This window comes from Rossellomorea yichunensis, assembly GCF_032337515.1.
Lineage (GTDB): Bacteria > Bacillota > Bacilli > Bacillales > Bacillaceae_B > Rossellomorea > Rossellomorea yichunensis.
The window spans coordinates 247,718-272,081 of sequence record NZ_JAVYAD010000002.1 but is presented as its reverse complement, the minus strand read 5'-3'; the positions used below and the strand labels follow the sequence as shown (position 1 = coordinate 272,081).

Here is a 24,364-nt window from a genome sequence, read left to right as displayed (position 1 = left end):
CCAGACCGAAACTTTTAGGGAGTAGGCTTTGGCGAATGTCTTATCGTTACAAAAGACGCGTATTCAAGCAAACCGCTTCGATACGATTGAGTGGACTGTTCAGGCAGTCAACAAAGGTGGCACCACGGGTATCTCGTCCTTTACATGATGTAAATGGATAGGGATGCCCTTTTTTTATAACTTAATAATGATAAATCGTTGAGTAAGAGGAGTACATTCAAGTGATGCATGACAGAGAGCTAAGGATGGTGAGACCTTGGCATGATAGCTTGTGTGGAATGGACTTATGAGAGATGATCTGAATGGAAGTAGGATCGTACGGAATTCCACCGTTAAAAGGATAGAGTATCGGGTGATAGACCCCGTACTTGAAGCAAGAGGGGATACGTCAGCGTATCCCAATCAGAGGTGGCACCGCGGTCAGCATCGTCCTCTATGAACAGAGCTTTCTGTTCATAGGGGACTTTTTTATTTTATTTTAAGCGGAACATTGAATTGGAGGCATGAAATGATGAAACAGCAAGCACTGGATTATGTAGTGAAAGAATTAAATGGAGACATATTTACACCCATCTCACTTTTTCAATCGTTAAAAGGTAAGAAAAAATATTTATTGGAGAGCTCTTTGAAGCATGAACAATCCGGTCGGTATTCATTTGTAGGGAGTGATCCATTTTTAGAATGTAAAGCATACGGAAATGCCGTACAGTTAAAAAAATCATCTGTAAATGAAATTGATGAAATAGAGGGAAATCCCATTGAAATCATTCAAAGCCTCATACCTTCCAACCAATTAGAAGGTGCGCCTTTTCCTTTTACAGGTGGGGGGATTGGATATCTGGGATATGACGTTATTCGACACTACGAAGACATCGGTATAACTCCCCAAGATGAATTGGAAATGCCGGATATTCATCTCATGTTTTATGAAAAAGTCATTGTGTTTGATCATCTGGAGCACAAAGTATTTATTGTCGTCATGAATGAGTGGACAGAGGATCACATAGGAGATTTGGATAAAAAGGTGAAGGAAGTAGAGGCTGAGCTGAACAATGTGTATTTGAAAACTCATAAAAAGGAGCTGGATCGACTGTCCTTCCATGCTCAAACCTCGAAAGATGAATTCATGGAAAAGGTGGAAAGGGCAAAGCGATCCATAGGAGAAGGTGAGATATTTCAAGTCGTGCTCTCTCAGAGACTTAAGGCGTCCTTTTCTGGAGATCCCTTTTCATTCTATAGAAGCTTGAGGAAATCCAATCCGTCCCCTTACATGTTCTTCATTGATTTCGAGGATTATGTCGTAATGGGTGCATCACCAGAAAGCTTGCTGAAAGTTCAAGGGAGGGAAATCACCACGAATCCAATCGCAGGAACGCGAAGAAGGGGAGAAACACATGATCTGGACAGGGAGCTCGAGAAGGAATTACTGACAGATGAAAAAGAAATCGCTGAACATCGAATGCTGGTTGACTTAGGCAGGAATGATTTAGGCAGAGTCTGTGAAATCGGCTCCATTTACCTTTCAAAGTATTTAACAATTGAGAGATATAAATATGTCATGCACATCGTTTCGGAAGTAAAGGGTGAATTAAAAGAAGAAGTAGCACCACTGGAAGCATTATCAAACTGCTTACCGGCAGGTACCGTCAGTGGAGCACCGAAAATCAGGGCGATGCAAATCATCAATGAACTTGAAACCACAAAGCGCGGCGTGTACTCAGGTGCTGTCGGGTATATCGGTGTAAATGGGAATTTGGATTTTGCCCTTGCCATACGGACGATGGTTCTTAAAGATAAAACGGCATATGTTCAAGCTGGTGCCGGGATTGTTTATGATTCAGACCCAGCCAGTGAATATGAAGAAACGATGAATAAAGCTAAATCATTATTGGAGGTGACAGGATGATCCTTCTTATTGATAACTATGATTCCTTTACGTATAACCTGTATCAGTATATAGAAGAGCTCGGTGAAGAAGTAATCGTGAAACGGAATGATGCTATTTCATTAGAAGAAATCAAGGAATTGAATCCTTCGGGAATCATTCTATCACCTGGTCCTGGGAAACCGGAAAATGCGGGCATTTGTATCTCGATAATACAGAATCTTCACGCTAGTGTGCCGATTTTAGGGGTTTGTTTAGGGCATCAGGCAATCGGGGCAGCATTCGGAGCAACCATCGAAGTGGCTGAGAAAGTCATGCATGGAAAAACATCCCTCATTAAACACGATGGCGGCGGAGTATTCGAATATCTTCCACAGCCATTAGAGGTGATGAGATATCATTCCCTGGTGATTAAGAATGGGACCCTTCCGACGCAGTTAGAGACTGTCGCTTTGTCCATGGATGATAGAGAAATCATGGCGATAAAGCATATGAAGTATCCGATGTACGGTCTTCAATTTCATCCGGAATCCATCGGTACGAAAACAGGAAAGAAAATCATTCAAAACTTTTTAGTTCAGATGAGGAAGGAGAATAACCGTGAAACCCTATCTACAGAAGCTATCTAACGGGCATTCATTAGAGAGAGAAGAGATGAGAGAGGCAGTAGAGAAATTGTTCAATGAAGAAACAACGGATAGTCAAATCGCCTGTTTCCTGACCTTGTTAAAAATGAAGGGGGAAACTGTAGATGAAATTACCGCCCTTGTTGAAGTTTTAAGGGAGAAAGCGATGCCGATTAAAAGCACGGCCCCAGGAATATTGGATAACTGCGGAACAGGTGGAGACGGATCCCAAAGCTTTAATATTAGTACAACGAGTGCATTTGTTCTTGCCGGGGCCGGGGTGAAGGTCGCGAAACACGGTAACAGAAGTATATCCAGTAAAACAGGTAGTGCTGATGTGTTAGAACATTTAGGGGTAGCCCTCGATTTTCAATCACATGAGGTGGAAAGTTTACTGGATGAAACCAATATTGCTTTTCTATTTGCACCCCATATCCACTCAGGTTTAAAAAAGGTAATGAAGGTCCGGAAAGAATTAAGGATTCCTACCATCTTTAATCTTATTGGACCATTAACGAATCCGGTTCATCTGGAAACTCAGCTCCTAGGGGTATATAGAAGAGATAAATTAGAAACGATGGCGCATGTTTTACATGAATTAGGCAGAAAACGAGCGATTGTGCTTAATGGAGCTGATTACATGGATGAAGCCTCATTAGCAGGAGAAAATCATCTCGTTCTGCTGGATCAAGGGGAAATTACTTCACTTATATTAAAGGGAGAAGATGTCGGCCTTCCATATTATTCCCTCGAAGAGATACGTGGGGGGGACGCGGGAGACAATGCCATTATTTTAGAACAAGTATTAAGTGGGAAGGAAGGAGCTTACACTGATACGGTCTTATTCAATGCTGGAATCGGTCTGTACGCTCATGGCAAAGCAGCCACTTTTCTAGAAGGTGTAAAGCTTGCCAGGGAAAGTATAGAAAGCGGTCGTGCTAAAGAAAAGCTCCACTCCTTGGTCTGTTATAGTCAACAACGTCGAAAGCAGGTGATTTAATTGTCTACCATACTACAAACCATTCTTGAAAAAAAGAAAGTGGAAGTGGAAGAGTTAAAAAATGCAGGGTATGAATCCTATAATTATAAGGGGGCTCCCGATCATTCCTTATATGAAGCTTTAAAATCAGCATCCAGATTGCAGGTAATTGCAGAAATTAAGAGGGCATCTCCATCAAAAGGAGATATCCGAACAGGAGTGAATCCCGTGGTTCAAGCCAAGAAGTATGAAGAAGCGGGAGCATGTGCCATATCGGTATTAACCGATGCTCCCTTCTTTAAAGGGAGTATGGAAGATCTCGCAAATGTTCGAAAAGCAGTCTCCCTCCCTATTCTGTGTAAAGACTTTATTATCGATGAAATCCAGATTGATCGTGCCAAAGATGCCGGGGCAAATGTCATTCTTCTTATAGTGGCTGCCCTGGATGATAATAGATTACAAGAATTATATTCTTATGCAACGAAGCTTGGCCTGGAAGTTCTGGTAGAGGTTCATAATGAAGAAGAAATGAATGTCGCTTTGGAATTAGGGGCAACCATTATTGGTGTGAATAATCGTAACCTGAAAACCTTTGAAGTAAATCTTCTGATTACAGAAACTCTCGGCTCCATGGTAAATGGAACAGATATCGTGTTCATAAGTGAAAGCGGTATAAGAAATGAAGATGACTGTCACCGAGTCGTAAACGCAGGTGCGGATGGGGTACTCGTCGGAGAGACGTTAATGAGAAGTGATGACCCTGCAACTAAGCTTGCTTCCTTACAAGTGAGAAAAGGCGTGGTGAAATGACCAGAGTAAAGGTGTGTGGAATAAGAAGACAAGAAGAGGCGCAGTGGGCACTTGAAGCGGGAGCTGATGCGATAGGATTCGTGTTCGCTGATAGTAAAAGAAAAATTGACGTAGAATCAGCGGCACTAATAAGTGCTTCACTACCTTCGAATGTATTAAAAATTGGCGTGTTTGTAAATGAGGCTAAAGATAAGATGGAGGAAATATCCAGAACGGTAAATCTAGATTACTTACAGCTTCATGGCGATGAATCAGTCCAATTTTGTGATAGTCTCAATCTCCCTTTTATCAAGGCGGTTTCGATAAAGGAAAAAGAAGACTTAGATGGGATCGAACACTTTGGCGGAGAGATGATTTTGGTGGACAGTGGAAATGGGCCATATCGTGGAGGGAATGGGACAACGTTTAATTGGGATTATGTCCATTCACTAAACATCCCTCAACACTTGATCCTTGCCGGTGGATTGAATCTGGATAATATTCGGCAGGCGATCACAAAGGTCCGTCCCTATATGGTGGATGTTTCAAGTGGTGTGGAGACGGATGGAAAGAAGGATAGAAGGAAGATAGAATCATTTATTCGAGAGGCGAAGTCGGTATAACGATTGATTAAATCAATGAATGGAGGAATTGAGATGATATACGCACAACCAGATCAAAAAGGGTTATTCGGGCAATTCGGGGGAAGGTTCGTTCCGGAATCATTGATGAAGGCAGTTCAAGAATTGGAAAAGGCTTATGATGAAGCCTCTAAGGATGAAGGATTCCAAGAGAAACTTCAAAACTATTTAAAGGATTATGTAGGAAGAGAAAACCCACTCTACTTTGCTGAAAATCTAAGCAAACAGGTAGGTGGAGCGAAAATCTATTTAAAACGTGAGGATCTCAATCATACGGGTGCTCACAAAATCAATAATACAATCGGTCAGGCACTGCTTGCAGAACGGATGGGCAAAAGAAAAATCGTGGCGGAAACAGGAGCAGGGCAGCACGGTGTCGCAACGGCAACCGTATGTGCCCTTTTAAACCTGGATTGCGTCATTTTTATGGGGGAGGAAGATATTCGCAGACAGAAGCTCAACGTATTCAGAATGGAGTTACTGGGAGCGAAAGTGGTGAGTGTCACCCAGGGAAGTGCCACATTAAAAGATGCAGTCAATGAAGCCCTGCGCTACTGGGTAGCAAATGTAGAGGACACACACTATATTATCGGTTCCGTGTTAGGGCCACACCCATTTCCTAAAATGGTACGGGATTTTCAAAGTGTGATCGGTAAGGAAACAAAGCGACAGTTCTTCGAAAAGGAACAATGCCTCCCTAAGGCCATTGTCGCTTGTGTTGGAGGCGGCAGCAATGCCATCGGAATGTTTCACCCGTTCATTGATGATAGGGAAGTTGACTTATACGGTGTGGAAGCGGCTGGAAGCGGGGTTGAAACCGACAAACATGCAGCCACATTAACAAAGGGGTCCGTCGGGATTCTTCATGGCAGCATGATGTACCTGCTGCAAAATGATGAAGGGCAGATTCAAGAAGCCCACTCTGTTTCAGCAGGCCTTGATTACCCTGGTGTCGGGCCGGAGCATAGCTACTTGAAAGACATTGATAGAGTGGAATATACGTCCATTTCAGACCGGGAAGCATTAGATGCATTTAAGCAGCTGTCCCAGACAGAAGGAATCATACCAGCACTTGAAAGCTCACACGCAGTCGCCTATGCGGTGAAGTTAGCAGGAAAAATGAGAAAAGAAGAGTCAGTAGTGATTTGTTTATCCGGCAGAGGGGATAAAGATGTGGAACAAGTGAAAGAGTTACTGGGAGGTAGTCAACATGGGTAAATCATTTCTTGAGAATACGTTTAAAGCTGAACTGGATAAAGGAAACAAACTATTCATTCCTTACGTGATGGCAGGGGATGGGGGTATAGAGAACTTGATATCGACCTTGAAAATGCTCGAAGAAAGAGGGGCGACGGCCATAGAAGTCGGGATTCCGTTCTCTGATCCCGTTGCCGATGGCCCGACCATCCAAGAGGCAGGGAAGCGGGCACTGGAGAACGGGACGACACTGCAAAAGGTGTTTGAAGTGCTTAATGAGAGTAGAAAGGAAATTGGCATTCCGTTAGTCTTTATGACGTATATTAATCCCATTTACAAATATGGAGTAGAGCGTTTCTTTCAGGAATGTAAGAATGCAGGGGTGGACGGTGTGATCATTCCTGATCTGCCACTTGAACATCATGAATTGGTTAGGGAGCCATCTCAAGAAAATGGAATCGCCATTATTCAATTAGCAACGCTTACGAGTCCGTTAGAGAGAATTCAGGAATTGGCTTCCGTCACTGAAGGGTTCCTTTATGCTGTTACGATTAATGGTATTACTGGAACGAGAGAAGGATTTGGAAACAATATTTCAAATCACCTGAATAAATTAAAAGAAAACAGTCAAGTCCCAGTACTTGCCGGGTTTGGAATATCTACTCCTGAACATGTGAGTACCATGAGTAAATACTGTGATGGAGTGGTCGTTGGAAGCAAAATAATCGATTTGATTCAGCATGGATCATTTGATGAAATAAAAGAATTAATCAGTGCTTCAAAGGCTAAAGAATTAAAATTGTAAAGATTACTGAATTCTTCGTAAATAAATGAACGCCTAGATTAACAGATTCTAAATGTATGTTAAATAAAGGTAAATAACCTTCTTTTTCCTCCTGAAATCAGTATGATAGAGATGTAGTTGAACAAAGCATCATAACAGGAGGCTATTAAAAATGAAAAGTATGAAAAAGTGGTTATTAATGTCAATGACAGCTCTATCAGTAGTAACATTTGCAGCCGGATGCAGTGGAGACACAGAGGAAGACACAGGTACTGAAACGGAAGAAAACATGGAAGAAGAAAGCAACACTGAAGAAAACAATACAGAAGAATAAAATGGTAACAGTCAGTCCTAAGTGGGCTGGCTGTTTTATTTTTGAACCTGAAATGCGAAGATAAAGGTTGTATTGTACTACTATTTCTATTAATCTGACATTATAAGACATATTTGATGGAGAGGTCAAGCAGATGACGATTCCAAATCGATTAAAAATAGGAGATACAATCGGGATTTGTTCCCCATCTTCCCCAGTCGCTGCTCATTGCCCTAAGAGATTGAAAAGAGGGATTGAAGAGCTTAAGAATTTAGGCTTTAACGTGAAAGTAGCGCCAAACACGTTGAAAATTGAAGAGTATATGGCTGGTACCATCGAGGAAAGAGTGGAGGACCTACATAATCTCTTCAGGGATAAAGATGTAAAAGCCATCATCACCACCATTGGAGGAACCTGTTCTCATCAACTACTGGATTTTCTGGATTTCTCTTTAATCCAAAAGCATCCAAAGATATTCCTCGGATACAGTGACATAACGGCTCTCCACTTGGCCATTTATCAAAAGACCGGTCTCACAACATATCTTGGACCTGCCGTTCTGCCACAGTTTGGAGAATATGGAGGACTGCAAACATACACAAAGGAGCACTTCTTCCAATCACTCGTTCAAGGTGAAAGAGTAGATTACTCCGCCTCTTCTTCCTATGTAATGGAACATCTATGGTGGGACGAAGAAGACAATCGATTAAGAGAACAAATTGTAAATAAGGGACCTCATGTAGTCAAAGAAGGGAGAGCAGAAGGAAAAATCATTGCAGCCAATATGGGAACCATGCTCCTTCTTGCAGGTACAGAATACTTTCCAGATCTCGATGGTTCCATTTTATGTATTGAAGATGATCCAGAGGAAACCCCGTCGTCAATTGATCGATACTTAACTCAACTCAGTCACATGGGTGTATATTCGAAAATTAATGGTCTAGTCGTTGGACGTTTTCATGATCACGTTGGCTTTAAAGAGAATCAACTGGCCGGCATTTTATCCCGTGTCACAGAGGAGTATGAAATCCCAGTCGTTACGGATCTGGATTTTGGTCATACTGACCCTATGTTTATCCTTCCAAACGGAATCCAAGCCCGGCTTGAAGTTCACGAAAATCAAATTGATTTCCATCTGGTGGAAAAGCCGGCTACATAATAAGGAGGAGTTCACATGATTCAAAGAAAAATGAATACAGTGTTTATTCCCGTTCTTAATCTAAAGGATTCTGTGGATTGGTACGAAAAAGTACTGGGTTTTGAAGTCGATCCAGTGCAGTATAATGAGATTGAGGAGCTTCCCGTTTATACTTTTCAGATGGGGGAAACATCACTAACTTTAGAAGAGGAAAAAGGATTCACTCCATCTGCTTCAAATGTTCCAATGTGCAATTTCCATACCACTCAAATTGAAAAAGTAAGAGAAGACTTTCACGAAAAGAAAGTCACATTTGAATCCGGGATCATCACGTTTCCCGACTTTTCTTATTTTAACTTTAGAGATGTCAACGGGAATTTATTGATGATTTGTACGGATTAAAATGGATTAAGAACATTTAAACGGTAAAGGAAAAACCTCCTGTAAGAATTGATTTTCTTAAGGAGGTGCTTGTTTTTGCAAATCTACTTCACACACTTCACACATACCGTTAAAGCGGGTTTAACATTCCTATAAGAAAGAGTGATATCTTTAAAGCCAGCTTCATGCAAAGCTTCAGAAATTTTCTCGCCATAGTGTTTCGCCCTGCTATCCCTTTCCTCATCCCCGCGTGGTTGGACGGTAATGAGAAGGGTGCCACCTTTTTTTAACATATTATATAAATGTGAAAGTGATTTTTTCTGGTCTTTCCATAGAGGATAGTTATTGACGGAAAAAATCCGATCGTACTCAACATTGTTCAATTCAAATTGACTAATATCATGAACAAATAACCGAACTCTTTCATTCTCAATGGCTTTTTCATTCTTATTGTGTGCAGCATTCTTCATTGTCTCAGAAATATCAACCCCATCCACAAGCGATTTAGGAAAACGACTTGAAATGCGATGAATACAATATCCGGGCCCGTAGCCTACTTCCAGAATATGATCGCCATCTTTAATGGACAATTGCTTAATGGACCAATTATTTATTTTTCGATTATCGAATTCCATTACTTTTCCGACAAACCAGCCGAGTAATCCATTAGGACGCTTGAATTGCTTTTGTAATGAAAACAACAGGGCATCACCTCTTTTGCTGAAATCTGGTCTAATAAAATAGTATCGTCTATACACCTTTCCACTAATACTCACAATTAAAACCTTTAAAGCGATGTTGCAATTTTTTGGAAAAGTGGCATAATATAAACAAATCTAACTTGCGTTGATGAGAAGAGTACATAGATGAGTCCTTAATCAGAGAGCTTCGGAAGCTGAAAAGAAGCAGGGTAACTCGTTATGGAAAATGGTCTCGGAGCATTCTACTCGAACCGCTTTGGTGTAGGGTGGAACGGGAGTGGGCATCCGTTATCATTGTCACGGTATAAGAGCTGTTTATATGCTCCGTACTTGCTGAGATAGACTTGTGTGAGCAAGCTATAAACTAAGGTGGTACCACGAGTTCAACCCCTCGTCCTTAGATGTCGATCGATATCTAAGGACGAGGGGTTTTTTATATTTTTCAGGAGGAGGATAAGGTCATGACTATATTTATTGGTGGCGCTTGGCCATACGCAAATGGGTCGTTACATTTAGGTCACATCGCAGCCCTATTGCCAGGGGACATTATTGCAAGATATTACCGTCTAAAAGGAGAAGATGTTCTCTACGTGTCAGGAAGTGACTGTAATGGGACCCCCATCGGTATTCGGGCCAGACAGGAAGGAAAAAGCATTGAAGAGGTAGCGAATCGATATCACCACGAGTTCCTGGAGTGTTTCCACGCTTTAGGCTTTAGTTATGAAGAGTACACAAGAACAGATCACTCACATCATCATGAAGAAGTTCAAAACATCTTTACCACTCTTTATCAACGGGGTTGGCTTTATGAAAAAGAAGTGGAGCAAACGTATTGTGAGCATGATCATCAATTTTTGCCTGATCGGTTTGTGGAAGGAACCTGTCCCGTATGTGGCTCGAGGGCAAGAGGTGATCAGTGTGATCAATGCTCGACGGTTTTAGACCCGACTGATTTAATGGATAAAACCTGCAAGCTCTGTGGTCATGAACCGGTGCTTAGGACGACAAAGCATTTATATTTCTCCCTTTCTAAATTACAGGAACCTCTTCAACAATTACTGATGGATAACGGCACCGGGTGGAGAGATAATGCCCTTCAGCTTACAAATCGCTATTTAAAGGAAGGCTTGCATGACCGACCGGTTACAAGGGATTTAGAGAATGGTGTGCAGGTCCCGATTCAAGGTTTTCAAGATAAGAAAATATATGTATGGATAGAGGCTGTGAGTGGCTATTTGAGTGCTTCAAAAAAGTGGGCGAGGGAGCATCAGCGTGAGTGGAAGGACTTTTGGCAGGAGGCAACCACGTCCTATTATGTACATGGAAAAGATAATATCCCTTTTCATAGTATTATTTGGCCCGCCATTCTTATAGGAATTGGCGAAGGGAATCTTCCTGACTATATTGTTTCAAATGAATATTTAACCCTTGAGAAAAGGAAAATTTCAACGAGCGGGAATTGGGCTGTTTGGGTGAAGGAACTTCTCAACGACTATCATCCAGATTCCATTCGGTATTTTCTTACCATTAATGCACCGGAAAAGAGAGATGCAGATTTCTCCTGGAGAGAATTCATTTATAGTCATAACAGTGAACTGCTGGGAGCTCTGGGGAATCTGGCTCAACGCACGTTGAAATTTTATGGGAAAGAATTTGGTCATAACCTTACTCTCTCTATTATGCCTAATGTTGTTAAGGATAAAATAGAAGAAACATTTTATTCGGTTGGGCAATCGATTGAGGAAGGGAACACTCGACAGGGAATTGAAATAGCATTCGAATTCATTCGATGGTCGAATAAGCGTTTTGATGAATTGAAACCGTGGAATGTATTAAAAGAGGATAGGGAGGAAGGAAGAAAGATATTAGAGGAATTCCTGTACCTATTATGTAATTTAAGGAATCTCATTCAACCGTTTCTCCCCTTCACTTCTTCAAAATTGGCTGATCAACTGGGTATGAGCGGGCAATCCGTATGGGCTCCAGTATCTTTGCCGGTAGAAATCAGCATTGAAGCGACAACACCATTGTTTAACCGTATTGACCTTGATCAAATTGAGACAGAACGGAAACAATTAAAACAGAAAGCACAGTGAAACCAAAAGGAGTATGAGATGAAGATTATAGTCGTGTCCGATACCCACATGCCTAAAAAAAGGAGAGGGCTTCCTGAAATTCTGAAGGAAGATCTCATGAGTAGTGATTTGATCATCCATGCAGGAGACTTTCAAACCCTTGATGCTTATCGAGAGTTTATGGAGTACGGAGAACTGATTGCCGTTGTCGGAAATGGGGACAATGCAGATCTTCAAGCGCTTCTTCCCCGAAAAAGAATCATCAAGAAAAAAGGACTGAAAATCGGTGTGGTGCACGGACACGGGAAGGGGAAAACAACGGAGAAAAGAGCTCTGGAAGCGTTCGAATCTGATGAGGTAGACTTGATCGTCTTTGGTCATTCACATATCCCATATTCCCGCTATATGAAAGGGAGACTTTTGTTTAATCCAGGATCCCCCACGGATAAACGTAAACTTCCTTACTTCTCCCACGGTGTTTTGACCATTGAAGACACGTGGAAAATAGAACATAAATTTTACCGTTAAAAAGGCACAGGGGTCTGAACCTCTGTGCTCTTCCTCGTTAATATGGCTAAATCTTATAAAGGAAACTGGTAGTAATCCTGACTATAGAAGGTCTGAAATCCACTTGATTCATAAAGCTTAAGGGCATTCCTGTTGGTAGCCGATACATCCAGGTAAATATCGCCGGTCCACTCGGATTCCTTCATCACGACTTGAGACAGGGCATTTCTACCGATGCCTTTTCCCTGATGGGAGGGATGGATAGCGAAGCCATAAATAAAGCTTCGATTGTCCACTCGTTGAATTCTAATCTTCCCTACGGTGGCTCCATTGTAAACAATCATTAAGTTTCCTTCACCTGATTCAAGTAATCTCTTGGTGTATGATTCAGCATCAGACCTTACAACGTGAAAGCATTTTTCATCAAGGTCAATGATCGTTTCTATATCCTTTTCAGAAGCATTCCGTAATTGAAGATCAGTGTTGTTTAAGGACAAACTTTTTTTATTCCACTTCATTTCATATTCTGTAAAATCATAAGTGGCTTTTATTTTTTCAATAAACCCCTTCCCGGAAGCTGAAGAGCCGGGAGAATTCAGTAAGAGTTTTTGAACAGATCGTGACCTTAGTGATTGTATGGCTTCCTGGAATAGTTCTCGAAATAGTTGTTGGTTACGGTAATCCGGGTGAATCATCCCACATAATTCATATGTTTCACCAAAGCCGTACAACCCTAAAAATCCTATCAGTTGCTCCTCTTCGTAAAGAAGAAAATCATCCAGGCTGTTTGTACGGTTTTTAAGCATATCCCAGTTAAGTTTTAAATTTATCCCTTCGTGTTTTTCGCAGACGATCTGCAGGCTTTTAATGTCTTGAAGCTGTTTTGAAGTAAGCATGTTTCATCTCCAATTAATCAAAATGTAAAGAAGTTACTTACTAAATTTTATGAAAATTCCTTCATCTAGACAAGAGATTTCTTAGAAAAAGAGCCATGTATTTTAAAACATGGCTCTATCTTATTCTTTTTCTTGTATTCGCTGAATCACTTCATGCAGTTCATCAGGCTTTAAAAATTCCAGTGGGGAGAAGCCTTTTTCAAACATGACGGACTCGCTTTCGATCATCAGTACATATCGACCGTTTACTTTCGCAAGATGAATGCTGTCACCAAAGTCGGAAAGAAGAGCTTTAACGGATACATGATCAAGTTTCACCTTCAGTTCGACTTCAGGTGACTGTTCGACGATTTGGGAGGTGGCTTCTACCACTTGTTCAGTCGTGAACCTTTCCTGAAGCTCACGCTTTGGACTGATTGCCCATTCTTCCACTGCTTCTTCAAATTCAACCCGTTCGTCACTCTCTTCGGCATAGGTTTCTGAAATATGTTCCTTGACCATGCCGTAAACCTGAGATTTCACGATTTCCGGCATGGACTTCTCATATTCCACCCATTTCAAGAAATCTTCAAAGTATCTGGCGTGTGAAGCTTGATGAATCTTGATTTCGGCAGAGTCCATCATGCCTTCTTCAGGCATGTAAGGATATTGGATGGATTTCATGTTTTTCGTCGTAATCGCCATTTCGACATTGTGAATCAGAGTCGCTTCATCGGTAATGGTGGCAACCTTTGGTTCAAAATCACATTTCATGATGAACACAAAAGGATCGTCGAAGAATTTAGTCAGCTTTGCAGTCGCAACGAGGAATGCACCACCGCGGATAGCACTCGCTTCTAAGTACATTTGAACAATTTGATCACAGGCTTCGCGAAAGTCCTCTTTGTTTTCAGCATAACGTGTGCGGTGAAATAAATTAAAATTTGGATTGGAAGTCAGTTCATGACCTGGTTCCACTACAAATCGTCCAATTTTTGTTGGGGCAGACTCGGACTTTGAATGTCGATCTACTTTCCGTTTCACGATTTTGGTTAGTTCGCCATCTAAAAAGCTTTTTAATGGACTTTCTTCATATTCGGTACCAGTTAACGTCTGAAAATGCTTATGCCGTTTATCGGCTTCTTCCCCTTTGCCCTCTACCTGTATTAAGTAGAAGGAAAGGTTTTGAATAGTAAAATCCATGTTTTGTTCTCCTGACCTTAATAAATTCGTTTTATGTAATCATCTATACATTCATTGTTACAGTATAGAAAAGCTGAAAAGGTTCGTCAATCGGCTTATGAAAGTTCTATCTGGTGAGATACTACTTATTAAGAATTAAGTATAGGTGGTGTGAAATGTGGGGGATCAATCTTTTATTTCATTAGTGAAGAAAGGAAACAAGTCATCATTTTTCGCTATGGTGGGGAACGGTATTCTGGCGATTGCAAAGGGGATAGCCTACTTCATCAGTGGAAGTGGAGCAATGTTTGCCTCGGCGATGCATTCGTTAGCTGATGCAGTGAATCAAGGCTTTGTATTTATAGGAAGTGTTCTTTCAGAAAAACAACCTACGGATAAGTTCCCGACAGGATTTGGAAGAGTCATCAATCTTTTCTGCATGATTGCGGTTATCGTTGTTTCCATCATGGCCTATGAAACCATACGGGAAGGGATTCATTTACTTAAACATCCCGCAGAGGTAAAGGGCATTTGGCTGAACGTGTCGGTATTATTACTGAATATCCTTATCGATGGTGCCATTCTCTATAAAGTAATGAAGGAAATCGGACAGGAAGCAAGAGCTGAAAGCACGGGTTTGGGAATTTTCTCAGGAGCGTTTAAAAACGTAAAGCGTGCTTCACCACCGACAAGGCTCGTTTTTTATGAGGATTTGGTCGCTGTTTCAGGGGCTATCTTAGCTCTGATTGCGGTATTGGTGTCCTATTTCTCTGCCTATCAGCTTTTGGATGGAATCGTCACCATTGTCATTGGATTCCTCATGGTTGGAGTCGCCTTCAGAGTCGGTTATGACAACATGGTCGGTCTGATAGGAGTGGCTGCTCCAAAGGAAGTCGAGGACCGAATCGCAAGTGCGATCTTTGAGCACGAAGCAGTAATCGATATCTTTAAACTGAGAATCACTCAGGAAGGTCGATACTATCATGTTGAATCTTACCTTGAACTGAAAAGGGGATTACCCCTTTCGGAAGCAGATGATATTAAATTCTCTGTTCAAGATAAATTAATGAGTGATCCGGACATTGCGGACGTAACGTTGGGGATCATCGAAGACGATGGAATTCAGGAATGGAAAGGAATAAATCCTGAACAATAAGTAACAAAGCATCCTGCCGATACGTTCAGCAGGATGTTTATTTTATTTGGATACTAGGCAATGAATTAAGGTCGTGGGAAAGAGGATGTCCAATACGAAAAATAGTACTTCTAAGATTCTTTCAGTATACGATAGTGTTTTAGATCAAATAGGAAAGTGGGGAGACGTATAGCTTGGTCTTGCTACTTGTTCATACTATAATAAAGAAAATCATAGAATAGATTATCTAAAGAAGGGGGGGATAGAATGGATGTGAATGAGATACTGCAGCTATTCAAAGATAGAACTCCGAAAGTGCTTGGAAGTGAAACATTTTCTGAATATGCTATTCTACTTCCTTTGATTGAGGTCAACGGCCAAACACATGTTTTATTTGAAGTTCGTTCCTTAAACATGAGAAGACAACCTGGAGAAATCTGTTTTCCTGGAGGAAGGATAGATCGAAGTGATTCGGATGAGAAAGCAGCAGCTATTCGTGAGACATCAGAAGAACTGGGAATTCATACGGACACCATTACAGATGTGTATCCACTTGATTATATCGTATCTCCTTTTGGGACGATCATTTATCCATATGTAGGCAAGATAAATGTATCCTTAAAACAATTAAAACCTAATCAAGCTGAAGTGGATGAAATCTTTACTACACCATTAACCTATCTTCAGGAAAGGGAACCGGACTTGTATAACATCAAGTTCAAGATGGAGCCAGAAGAGAGCTTTCCCTTCAAACAGATTCCCGGTGGAGAAAATTACAACTGGCAAGCGAGAAATATGAAAGAACATTTTTATTACTATGAAGACAAAGTAATATGGGGGCTAACAGCCAGGGTACTTCATCATTTTGTGAAACTCCTTTCGTAAATGGACTTTTTAATAAGGTGCTTTCTAAAAGTTCCACGAGATCAATGATTATTAAACATGATTTCAAATTAAAACGAGATCTTTTTCAAAAAGAATTCTACATTTACCTATACGTATTGACATATGTTTTCAATTAATACTTTTTTCGATAGGGCAACATGTCGGAGAAAGTATTTTTGTTTGTAAATATGTAGCAAATTGAAGTGTTTGTAATGGTTGAAAAGGAGGTAAAGACAAGTAAGTAAAAGAGTATGAAAATAAGGAAAGGGGAGATCATTATGATTATTCGTGCAAAGTGTTGGAGAATGTTAAGTCTACAAGAAAAAATGTTTATCCTTAAAGCCGTATGTAACAAGCATCTCACAAAGTAATGAATAGGAATTCTTTTATTTTCTCTAGCTGGCGATAGCTTAACAATCGTCCGGCTGATTTACTTGATGTCATCGATTGGTGGTAAGATCAAACCAACATAATGAAATATCAAAAAAGCTATAAGTTATATCGGAAATCAGTATGCACTCCATTTCCTCCAACAAAGAGTGAAGATGGCGACTTTGATCCGGCCACCAAGTAATTTTTCGTATGTTTATCAATCGATAAAATTGAATGACAAAGCCCTTTGACCACCGACCTCTTTTTTAATCCACTGTTTCACCTCACAAAGTTCCCTGTCCTGTATCCATACTGCCTCCTATCATTAAATCCCACTAATTTTGCATTAAAAGTACAGTGCAAATTGTATCTGGCACTTTTCATTCAACATTTGGTAAAATATTAATGCACATACATATAAGGAGGACACCTTAGTGAAAGCATCAAAAGTAGTAATCATAGCCGGAATACTTATGGCCGTTCTATTGAGTGCATGTAACCGGAATGCTGCTGAAATGGTCGTGAGTGGTGGAGTGACAATAGATGAAAAGGCCAATACGATTACGTTCAGAGGAGTGGTCACAGACAAAGAACTTGAACCTGATACTCCGTTTCAAACCCGTTTCTTCCTGCAGGGAACCACGATTAAAAATGCCCTGGGAACGGATCTGATTTACGCAGATGAAGAGTTAAAGAGCCGTAAACAGGGAGAATCTCCGCAAGAGTTTGAGGTTATGAAAACTGTAGATATTAAAAAACCGGAAGAGATCGACAAGTTGATAAGAGAAATAAAGAATAAAGACAAAGAAGCTGTCACAATTGAACTTGTTAATGATAACGGTCGAATTGATGATGCAGTTCTTCATAACGTAACAAAGGAGTAGGACAGCATTGTCCTGCTCCTTTGTCTGTATTGATCATCTAGTATTTACCGGTCTTTTTAAAGCATACAAATCATCTTCGAGAAGAAGCATCTTATCCATCAATACATCTTTAGAATCCATCACTCCCTGATTATAGAGATATGGACCAATCTCTTTCATAAAGAAATCGAACCAATTTTCAGCACCTAAATCCCCAATTTCGTCACCGGTCTGTTCATAATAAAACGTTTGAATCCGTTCAATCATCGTGTCTTTCTGTTCTTTTGGTATCTTCGTAAACATGATAAGTTTTCCTCCCATTGTGTTTTATCCATCGTAACACAAGCGGACCTATAACGGGAATGAAGCTAAGAATAGGAAAACGTGTGACATTGTATTTAGTCTTCATTACATAGGATGAGAGCCAGAGAAGAACTAAGAAATCAATTGTCATGACACTTACAAGTTTTGAATTGTTGAACGCTTCCCAATAAGCGATCAGTGAAAATCCATTTAGAAGATAGATGGACGAAGAGAATGCTAATAGAATAAGTAGAATACTGTAAACGTTGGATTTGAGAATTTTATGAATCCATTTAGGGTTTCTTTTTGATGAAGGGGTCTTTCTCTTTCGTAAGAAAAAATAAGGGAGAAGACTGAATGCCCCCAAAACGAATGATCCTAAAATAAATGGCCATACGGGGGGATTGCCCCGTTCAACTGGGATCAATAATGAAGCAAACAATAATGGGAATAGGCCAAGGAAGTTAAAAACAGTTACAACAAGTGGATCCACCTCAGCAAAGTTACCAGTAAGTAAGTTCTGTACAATAGGATCAGTTGTAAAAACTTTTCCAGGTGCAAGAAATAATGCATAAAGAATGAGTCCACACCATATCCAAAACATATTATCCCTCCTTGGAACAATTGTACCAAAGGGTGGGCATTGATTTATGAATCGATGTGTTAAATAAAATTCCCTGTCTTCGATGAAATCTTCCGGCTTACCCTTTAGGACATATTGAAGAATCCTGTCGTGTATCTGAGGGAAAAGAACATCATCTGTTCTCTCCTTTCCCATGTAATTCTAAAAAACTGTTGTAGCTATAAAGAAACTCATACTACTATATAAAATTGTATAATTGTGGCAAACTAACTCCTGACAGGCAAGGTTCCTGTACTTCAATGTAAACAAAAGGAGAATGCGAATGTGGCAAGAGTTTAAAAAGTTTGCCGTGAAAGGAAATGTCATAGATCTGGCAGTCGCGGTCATTATAGGTGCAGCTTTTGGTAAAATCGTCAAATCCTTGGTGGATGACATCATAATGCCCCTTCTTGGTATATTGCTTGGTGGCATCAGCTTTGCGAACTTAAAAGTTACGGTAGGAGACGCTGTCATTACATATGGAGTCTTCCTGCAAAACGTTGTGGATTTCTTCCTCATAGCCCTCGCCATATTCTTTATTATTCGGTTATATAAGAAAATGGAGCGAAAAGAGGAAATCAAAGCGGAAATAAAGGTCGATCAGAAGGAAGAGCTGCTTAAAGAGATACGTGATTTATTAAAAGATCCCCAGCACAGTCCTGAATAATTGAATAATCGACAAAATAAACAAGGAGTTTTACTATATTTATCCAATATATATAGTAAGAGAAGAATAAACCGGGGGGAGAAACAATGGAAATCAACTCAATATATTTAATTAAAGAAAAAAATGGAATGAAGAAAGACTTTTCTTTACTCCTATCAATGATGGACTATGCACGGTTCACTTCTATCAGTGAAGTGGAGAACTTACCGGTGGAAATGCTTGACTACAGATGTCATGATGAAGCAAATTCAATCGGGATGCTTCTTGCTCATTTTGATGCAGTTGAAAAAATTTATCAGGTCTTGACCTTTGAAAATTTAAGTGATGATGAAATTGATGAATACGCAACGACCTTGGAACCTGCCTTAAGCTTAGGCAGTAAGGCAGCCGAATTGATTAAAGGAAATGGAGTCGAATTCTACCTGGAAAACTTGCAGATGACAAGGAACAAAACGGTGGAACAGTTCAAACAATTGGATGAATCCTGGCTATATGAAGAAACGGATTGGTGGTATGGTGAAAAAGGAAATAACTTCTTTAAGTGGTTTCATGTATTTGAAGATGAAATCAATCATAGGGGACAAATACGGATGATCAAAAAACTATATACAAAAGAACACAATCCAACAAGGGCAGAGTAGAAACACACTTGTAATTTACAAATTGCCCCACATTTCTTGAGTTTTGTATGAGATTCTGTTATAGTAAAGATAGTTATTTTTGTTCGGTTAATGTGCATGATTGAAGAACATTCGTCTTGAATCTTAATCAGAGCAGGAATATAAATATTTTTATGTGCAACTGCACTAGGAGGTACTTGTTTTATGTTACAAGGTAAAGTTAAATGGTTTAACGCTGAAAAAGGTTTCGGTTTCATCGAAGTTGAAGGTCAAGACGATGTTTTTGTTCACTTCTCTGCTATCCAAGGTGAAGGATACAAATCATTAGAAGAAGGTCAAGACGTTACATTTGAAATCGTTGAAGGTGCTCGTGGACCACAAGCAGCTAACGTTCAAAAGTAATTCAATCGTAAAACTCCAAACAGAGTACGTCAGCTGACGTACTCTGTTTTTTTGTGTTTTCCCACATCCAGTGGATACCGGACTCTATAAAGCACGCCTCTATAGTGGTTTTTCCTCAATAATTCTGTTACTGTACTGTTAACGATACTTATTTACTGGAGTGCTGAATTTTGTGGAAAAACGCTAAGAAATTTTTTGTTTTTATTGGAGTTTTCATAGGAAGTAACATCATACTAAGTCTTATTGCTGGTCTGGTTTTAACCAATTTATATCATAGTGATGGATATAAAGGGTCTCCCGTTATTGGGACCTTCATCAATGTCGTAGCCGCGGTACTTGCGGTTATTGTTGCGTATAAACCTTTGAAAAAGAAGGAGCAGGCATAACCTGCTATATGTGCACACTTCATGCCATCAAGAATAAGCTAATCACACTAACCTCTCCGGAACAATCCTGGGAGGTTTTTCTATGTAACATCATGATAAGGATCTAGCCAACCCATAGGAGTCATTATGAAAGATCATTTACACATTGTGGAATGGTTTAAAGAAATCCTGTGCTAAGAGAAACGGGCTTAATAGTAAGAGACTAGTCAGTTGACTAGTCTCTAATTAAGTATTCAATTGTGTCCTATGTTTTATTTATTTTGTTGGTTTTGTTGATTTTGCTGATTTTGTTGTTTAGCAGCTTTTCTAGCTCTTTCAGCAGCGTTTTGCTCTTGTGCAAATTCTGCTTCATTTTTTTGTTGTTGTGGTTTGTTGTTGTTGTTAGTCATGTTTATCACCTCCGTCTACTATAATTTGCCCCTAAATGAAAAAAAGATACACGAAAAATCAATTTAAAAATGTGAATTTAGAATATGTGAATTTAGAGTGAGGGACGGACCTCGTAAAGGTCCGTCCCTCACTTTCCAGTTACTTACTAGTTTAGCCCTTGGAAAAGGGGGGTACTAATAAGTTCGTGCATTTATTTTCTTTACTTACCTATTTCTACATGATAGAGCTACAACAACGAATTAAGGGGGAAGTCATTTGAAAAATTTTACACCAATGTTTTGGATTGCGATTACAATCGGCATCATTTTTGTGGCTTGGGGGGTTATTTTTCCTCAGGCATTAATCGATATCATGTCCAATACTCAAGGAGTTCTTCTAGACAAATTTGGCTGGTTTTATCAATTTTCAGCTTCATTCTTTTTCATCATCGCCATCTTCTTTGCATTTAGTAAATATGGGAAGATTCGATTAGGGAAGGACACTGATAGGCCTGAATATTCCACATTGACATGGTTTGCCATGCTCTTTAGTGCGGGAATGGGAATCGGACTCCTTTTCTATGGGGTCTCGGAACCTGTTTCTCATTACTCCACTCCACCATATGGGGAAGGCGGGACCATTGAATCAGCTAAAATCGGATTACGCTATACATATCTTCATTGGGGATTCCATGCCTGGGCCATTTATGCGGTCGTAGCATTGGCACTTGCATATTATAAATTCAGGAAGGACATGCCAGGACTGATGAGTGCCACATTATATCCTGTCATTGGAGATAGAGTGAAAGGTCCAATAGGGTATATTGTTGATATTGTCGCTGTGTTTGCCACACTTTTCGGTGTGGCGATTTCACTTGGAATTGGTGCACAACAAATTAATAGTGGACTTAATTATCTGATGGGAACCCCGATTGACTTTAAAGTTCAGCTTATCATCATGGGAGTTGCAACGGTCCTATTTATTACTTCTGCTGCTTCTGGTTTATCAAAAGGAATTAAATACCTGAGCAATGCCAATATGATATTGGCGGTCTTGTTATTCATTGTCTTTCTCATCGCAGGTCCTACGCAATTTGTCCTGGAATTGTTTTTGACCACTTTTGGGAGCTATGTTCAGAACCTTCCTAGTATGGGATTACGCTTTTCACCTTTTAATGTGGAGAATAATCAGTGGGTGAAGGATTGGACGATATTCTATTGGGCGTGGTGGATATCATGGACACCGTTTGTGGGAACTTTTATTGCGAGGGTTTCAAAAGGAAGGACAGTTCGGGAGTTTATCATCGCCGTCATCATTGTTCCTACAATCGTATGCGCTCTATGGTTTGGAGTATTCGGAGGAACAGGATTGTATTACGACTTTGTTCAAGGCGTAGATGTAGCGGGTCAAAGTTTGGAGACGGCACTATTTTATGTATATGATCAAATGCCTCTAAGTGGGGTGCTGTCGATTATTTCCCTCATCTTGATTATCACGTTCTTTGTGACTTCGGCTGACTCTGCAACATTTGTACTGGGGATGCAAACGTCCAATGGAAGCTTGAACCCTCCATTCTTCGTGAAGTTCAGCTGGGGAATCGTACTAGCTGCCATTGCAGCGATCTTGATGGGCACTGGGGGAATCAGCGGTTTACAAGCTGCCACCATCATCACAGCATTACCATTAGGTATCATCTTATTTGTCATGACATATGGATTAATTCTTTCATTCCAAAAAGAAATGAAATTGAAAAAGAAAAAAACGTCTGGTGCTGGTAAGTGATTTTATTAACAGTAGAAGTAATAAAGTAAGTGATCAACTCTCTATTTCGTATAGGGGGTTTTTTCTATTGTTTTTTCTTCTTGAATTGTAAAAAATGTACGCTTATAGTCACAGATTTTGATAGGATTAAGATACTTATTGGGAATTTCGAATAGAGGGAGAGTGTTGATTCAATGAAACAGATTATCGCAATGGGTGGGGGCGGATTTTCCATGGAGCCTGAGAACTTGCTCTTAGATCAATATATAATAAATCAGGCCGGGGAATCTAAGCCAAAGGTTTGCTTTTTACCTACAGCCAGTGGAGATGCTGAGGGTTATATAGAGCGATTTTACAATTCCTTTCTCTCGCTTCAGTGTACGCCTTCCCATTTATCACTATTCAAATTGCCTACCAAAGATTTAGAGGGGTTCCTTCTTGAAAAGGATATTATCTATGTGGGTGGCGGCAATACAAAAAGTATGCTTGCCCTATGGAGAGAGTGGGAGGTCGATTCTATCATCAAGAAAGCTTGGGAATCAGGGACGATTCTTGCAGGTTTGAGCGCAGGTTCGATCTGTTGGTTTGAAGAAGGAATTACTGATTCGTATGGTGAAGAATTAGAAACGATTAAAGGGTTGGGATTCTTAAAAGGAAGCCACTCCCCTCATTATGACGGCGAAGAAGATAGGCGTATTCAATTTCATTCATTCATCCGTAAAGGGATATTTCAAGCAGGCTATGGGGTGGATGATGGTGCTGCTTTACATTTTATTGATGAAAGTCTTTATAAAGTAGTGAGTTCAAGAGTTCATGCTTCGGCCTATTGGGTCGAGAAGAGAGATGGCGATATGCACGAAACGGTTTTATCGACAGAATTTCTAAAAAAGGGGTATAAGGATAGTCCCTGAATCAGCATACTTTTAAATTGGTTGACATAGGGATAGTGATGAGTCTTTTTCTAAGGAGGAGAACATCATGGCTGAAGATAAACGAAATACTCCAAGTGACTTTGTAAAGAACACTTCAAAGCAAGCCAGCGGGCTAGTGAATAAAACGGCAGACACAGCTAACGAAATAATCAAAAGTGTAAGCGGTAAAGGCGGACTTGTAGGGAAAGTGTCAGATACATCGGCAGATTTTGTGAAAAATGTAAGCAATACAGGGAACAAAATGGTCGGGAAAACAGTAGACACCGCAAGCAAGGCAGTCAAAGGTGCATCAAATAAGTTATTTAAAAAGAAATAAGGATACAAGAGGAGCAATCTCCTATGGAGGGATTGCTCCTTTTCTTATTCACCTCAAATATGACGAAGATGCTATGATAAAATAGGGATGAAAAACTAGAGATCAAAAATGGAGGGTGAAAATGATTCATATTCGTTTTATTTCAGCTACCGATACATATGCCATTAGACAACAAATCTTAAGGCCGACTCAATCGATAGAGGAGTGTCGTTACGAAGGAGATTTAGACGACAGTTCCTTCCACATTGGTGTTTTTGAAGGAGAAGTGCTGATCAGTATCGGTTCCTTTTATCAGGAGGAACAACCGGGTTTGAATGGATATCTGCCTTACCGGTTAAGGGGAATGGCCACCCTTACGGATTACAGGGGGAATGGCATTGGAAAGCAGCTCATCGAATACAGTGAAGAAATTCTTAAAGATAAAGGGTGCGAAATGTGGTGGTGCAATGCCAGAATTTCGGCTGGGGCATATTATCAGAAATTGGGATTAATTCAGTTGGGGGATGTATTTGAAATAGAACCAATCGGGCCGCATGTGATTATGTATAAACAAATATGATTGTCGGGATCGAGTCAATCATATCTGCTCCTTAACCTTCTTTCGGTTCAACTTCCACGTTTTTGTCACGTCAGAAATAAACAACCGGGCTAGCCCGGT

General features: G+C 40.2%; 29 protein-coding genes and 3 other annotated features (1 of these 32 only partly in view). Of the genes, 23 read left to right on the top strand and 6 right to left on the bottom strand.

All coding sequences use genetic code 11. From position 1 onward, the window contains the following. Window positions 1–144 (top strand) — a binding site (T-box leader); it begins 103 nt to the left of the window's first position. 45 nt (window positions 145–189) lie between these two features. Further along, window positions 190–437: a binding site (T-box leader), on the top strand. 71 nt (window positions 438–508) lie between these two features. The 10 genes from trpE (at window position 509) to RSX31_RS05800 (ending at window position 8,754) form a co-directional block, all read left to right on the top strand. Next, the gene (gene trpE / locus RSX31_RS05845; protein WP_148994078.1) at window positions 509–1,906 is read left to right on the top strand and encodes an anthranilate synthase component I; all 1,398 of its coding nucleotides are present in this window, start codon (window positions 509–511) and stop codon (window positions 1,904–1,906) included. Then, window positions 1,903–2,514, top strand: a complete 612-nt coding sequence (locus tag RSX31_RS05840; protein ID WP_148994077.1) for an anthranilate synthase component II — start codon at window positions 1,903–1,905, stop codon at window positions 2,512–2,514. The genes trpE and RSX31_RS05840 overlap by 4 nt, the downstream gene beginning before the upstream one ends. Continuing rightward, the gene (gene trpD, locus RSX31_RS05835; protein WP_315633819.1) at window positions 2,486–3,511 is read left to right on the top strand and encodes an anthranilate phosphoribosyltransferase; all 1,026 of its coding nucleotides are present in this window, start codon (window positions 2,486–2,488) and stop codon (window positions 3,509–3,511) included. Before RSX31_RS05840 ends, trpD begins: the two co-directional genes overlap by 29 nt. Further along, a complete protein-coding gene (trpC, locus tag RSX31_RS05830; protein WP_148971066.1) occupies window positions 3,512–4,300 on the top strand; it encodes an indole-3-glycerol phosphate synthase TrpC in 789 nt (262 codons plus the stop codon). Next, the gene (locus tag RSX31_RS05825) at window positions 4,297–4,902 is read left to right on the top strand and encodes a phosphoribosylanthranilate isomerase (protein WP_187443516.1); all 606 of its coding nucleotides are present in this window, start codon (window positions 4,297–4,299) and stop codon (window positions 4,900–4,902) included. Before trpC ends, RSX31_RS05825 begins: the two co-directional genes overlap by 4 nt. Window positions 4,903–4,935: 33 nt before the next feature. Continuing rightward, the gene (trpB, locus tag RSX31_RS05820) at window positions 4,936–6,138 is read left to right on the top strand and encodes a tryptophan synthase subunit beta (RefSeq protein ID WP_148971068.1); all 1,203 of its coding nucleotides are present in this window, start codon (window positions 4,936–4,938) and stop codon (window positions 6,136–6,138) included. Then, window positions 6,131–6,922: a tryptophan synthase subunit alpha gene (trpA, locus tag RSX31_RS05815; protein ID WP_315633816.1), complete on the top strand. Its 792-nt coding sequence runs from the start codon at window positions 6,131–6,133 to the stop codon at window positions 6,920–6,922. Before trpB ends, trpA begins: the two co-directional genes overlap by 8 nt. 151 nt (window positions 6,923–7,073) lie before the next feature. Then, complete coding sequence (locus RSX31_RS05810) at window positions 7,074–7,235, top strand: hypothetical protein (protein WP_187443443.1); 162 nt, start codon at window positions 7,074–7,076, stop codon at window positions 7,233–7,235. A 133-nt stretch (window positions 7,236–7,368) separates the two neighbouring features. Then, entirely contained in the window at window positions 7,369–8,373 is a 1,005-nt protein-coding gene (locus tag RSX31_RS05805; RefSeq protein ID WP_315633812.1) for a S66 family peptidase, read from the top strand. A gap of 15 nt (window positions 8,374–8,388) precedes the next feature. Beyond that, window positions 8,389–8,754, top strand: a complete 366-nt coding sequence (locus tag RSX31_RS05800; RefSeq protein ID WP_315633811.1) for a VOC family protein — start codon at window positions 8,389–8,391, stop codon at window positions 8,752–8,754. A gap of 83 nt (window positions 8,755–8,837) precedes the next feature. Here the strand turns inward: RSX31_RS05800 and RSX31_RS05795 are convergent, their stop codons facing one another. Then, a complete protein-coding gene (locus tag RSX31_RS05795) occupies window positions 8,838–9,434 on the bottom strand; it encodes a class I SAM-dependent methyltransferase (RefSeq protein WP_315633809.1) in 597 nt (198 codons plus the stop codon). Window positions 9,435–9,570: 136 nt separating this feature from the next. Next, window positions 9,571–9,836, top strand: a binding site (T-box leader). A gap of 59 nt (window positions 9,837–9,895) precedes the next feature. On the opposite strand from RSX31_RS05795, the gene metG reads away from it, so the two are divergent. Further along, a complete protein-coding gene (metG, locus tag RSX31_RS05790; protein ID WP_148994071.1) occupies window positions 9,896–11,530 on the top strand; it encodes a methionine--tRNA ligase in 1,635 nt (544 codons plus the stop codon). 18 nt (window positions 11,531–11,548) lie between these two features. Then, a complete protein-coding gene (locus RSX31_RS05785; protein ID WP_148994070.1) occupies window positions 11,549–12,037 on the top strand; it encodes a metallophosphoesterase family protein in 489 nt (162 codons plus the stop codon). Window positions 12,038–12,090: 53 nt separating this feature from the next. Here RSX31_RS05785 and RSX31_RS05780 read toward each other — a convergent pair whose 3' ends face one another. Together RSX31_RS05780 and RSX31_RS05775 are read right to left on the bottom strand one after the other, a co-directional pair. After that, window positions 12,091–12,912, bottom strand: coding sequence for a GNAT family N-acetyltransferase (locus tag RSX31_RS05780; protein WP_315633806.1), 822 nt, complete (start codon window positions 12,910–12,912; stop codon window positions 12,091–12,093). 120 nt (window positions 12,913–13,032) lie between these two features. Then, a complete protein-coding gene (locus RSX31_RS05775; RefSeq protein ID WP_148971075.1) occupies window positions 13,033–14,094 on the bottom strand; it encodes a DUF3900 domain-containing protein in 1,062 nt (353 codons plus the stop codon). A gap of 157 nt (window positions 14,095–14,251) precedes the next feature. Between RSX31_RS05775 and RSX31_RS05770 the strand changes: the two genes are divergently transcribed. From RSX31_RS05770 to RSX31_RS05760, 3 genes are all read left to right on the top strand, one after another. After that, on the top strand, window positions 14,252–15,229 hold the full coding sequence (locus tag RSX31_RS05770; RefSeq protein ID WP_262371760.1) for a cation diffusion facilitator family transporter: 978 nt from the start codon (window positions 14,252–14,254) through the stop codon (window positions 15,227–15,229). 246 nt (window positions 15,230–15,475) lie between these two features. Further along, window positions 15,476–16,093, top strand: coding sequence for an NUDIX hydrolase (locus tag RSX31_RS05765; protein WP_315633803.1), 618 nt, complete (start codon window positions 15,476–15,478; stop codon window positions 16,091–16,093). 806 nt (window positions 16,094–16,899) lie between these two features. Next, window positions 16,900–17,349, top strand: a complete 450-nt coding sequence (locus tag RSX31_RS05760) for a hypothetical protein (protein ID WP_148994067.1) — start codon at window positions 16,900–16,902, stop codon at window positions 17,347–17,349. Between the two features lie 33 nt (window positions 17,350–17,382). Here the strand turns inward: RSX31_RS05760 and RSX31_RS05755 are convergent, their stop codons facing one another. Together RSX31_RS05755 and RSX31_RS05750 are read right to left on the bottom strand one after the other, a co-directional pair. Then, window positions 17,383–17,631 (bottom strand): DUF2164 domain-containing protein, encoded by a 249-nt coding sequence (locus tag RSX31_RS05755; protein WP_262371757.1) that lies wholly within the window; start codon window positions 17,629–17,631, stop codon window positions 17,383–17,385. Then, complete coding sequence (locus RSX31_RS05750) at window positions 17,588–18,409, bottom strand: hypothetical protein (RefSeq protein WP_315633802.1); 822 nt, start codon at window positions 18,407–18,409, stop codon at window positions 17,588–17,590. The genes RSX31_RS05755 and RSX31_RS05750 overlap by 44 nt, the downstream gene beginning before the upstream one ends. Before the next feature lie 127 nt (window positions 18,410–18,536). Between RSX31_RS05750 and mscL the strand changes: the two genes are divergently transcribed. The 4 genes from mscL to RSX31_RS05730 all read left to right on the top strand — a co-directional run bounded on the left by mscL (window position 18,537) and on the right by RSX31_RS05730 (window position 20,328). Beyond that, entirely contained in the window at window positions 18,537–18,920 is a 384-nt protein-coding gene (gene mscL, locus RSX31_RS05745; protein ID WP_315633800.1) for a large conductance mechanosensitive channel protein MscL, read from the top strand. Between the two features lie 86 nt (window positions 18,921–19,006). After that, window positions 19,007–19,561, top strand: coding sequence for a DinB family protein (locus RSX31_RS05740; RefSeq protein WP_315633799.1), 555 nt, complete (start codon window positions 19,007–19,009; stop codon window positions 19,559–19,561). A gap of 183 nt (window positions 19,562–19,744) precedes the next feature. Next, entirely contained in the window at window positions 19,745–19,942 is a 198-nt protein-coding gene (cspD, locus tag RSX31_RS05735) for a cold-shock protein CspD (protein ID WP_032088076.1), read from the top strand. A gap of 170 nt (window positions 19,943–20,112) precedes the next feature. Further along, a complete protein-coding gene (locus RSX31_RS05730; RefSeq protein WP_315633793.1) occupies window positions 20,113–20,328 on the top strand; it encodes a hypothetical protein in 216 nt (71 codons plus the stop codon). Between the two features lie 251 nt (window positions 20,329–20,579). On the opposite strand, the gene RSX31_RS05725 is transcribed toward RSX31_RS05730, so the two are convergent. After that, window positions 20,580–20,717: a hypothetical protein gene (locus tag RSX31_RS05725; RefSeq protein WP_315633791.1), complete on the bottom strand. Its 138-nt coding sequence runs from the start codon at window positions 20,715–20,717 to the stop codon at window positions 20,580–20,582. A gap of 256 nt (window positions 20,718–20,973) precedes the next feature. Between RSX31_RS05725 and RSX31_RS05720 the strand changes: the two genes are divergently transcribed. The 4 genes from RSX31_RS05720 to RSX31_RS05705 all read left to right on the top strand — a co-directional run bounded on the left by RSX31_RS05720 (window position 20,974) and on the right by RSX31_RS05705 (window position 24,265). Further along, window positions 20,974–22,479, top strand: coding sequence for a glycine betaine uptake BCCT transporter (locus RSX31_RS05720; RefSeq protein WP_315633790.1), 1,506 nt, complete (start codon window positions 20,974–20,976; stop codon window positions 22,477–22,479). 173 nt (window positions 22,480–22,652) lie between these two features. Further along, window positions 22,653–23,369 (top strand): Type 1 glutamine amidotransferase-like domain-containing protein, encoded by a 717-nt coding sequence (locus RSX31_RS05715; RefSeq protein WP_315633787.1) that lies wholly within the window; start codon window positions 22,653–22,655, stop codon window positions 23,367–23,369. A gap of 67 nt (window positions 23,370–23,436) precedes the next feature. After that, entirely contained in the window at window positions 23,437–23,706 is a 270-nt protein-coding gene (locus tag RSX31_RS05710) for a hypothetical protein (protein WP_148971082.1), read from the top strand. 121 nt (window positions 23,707–23,827) lie between these two features. Then, window positions 23,828–24,265: a GNAT family N-acetyltransferase gene (locus RSX31_RS05705; protein WP_315633784.1), complete on the top strand. Its 438-nt coding sequence runs from the start codon at window positions 23,828–23,830 to the stop codon at window positions 24,263–24,265. The last annotated feature ends 99 nt before the right edge of the window (window positions 24,266–24,364 follow it).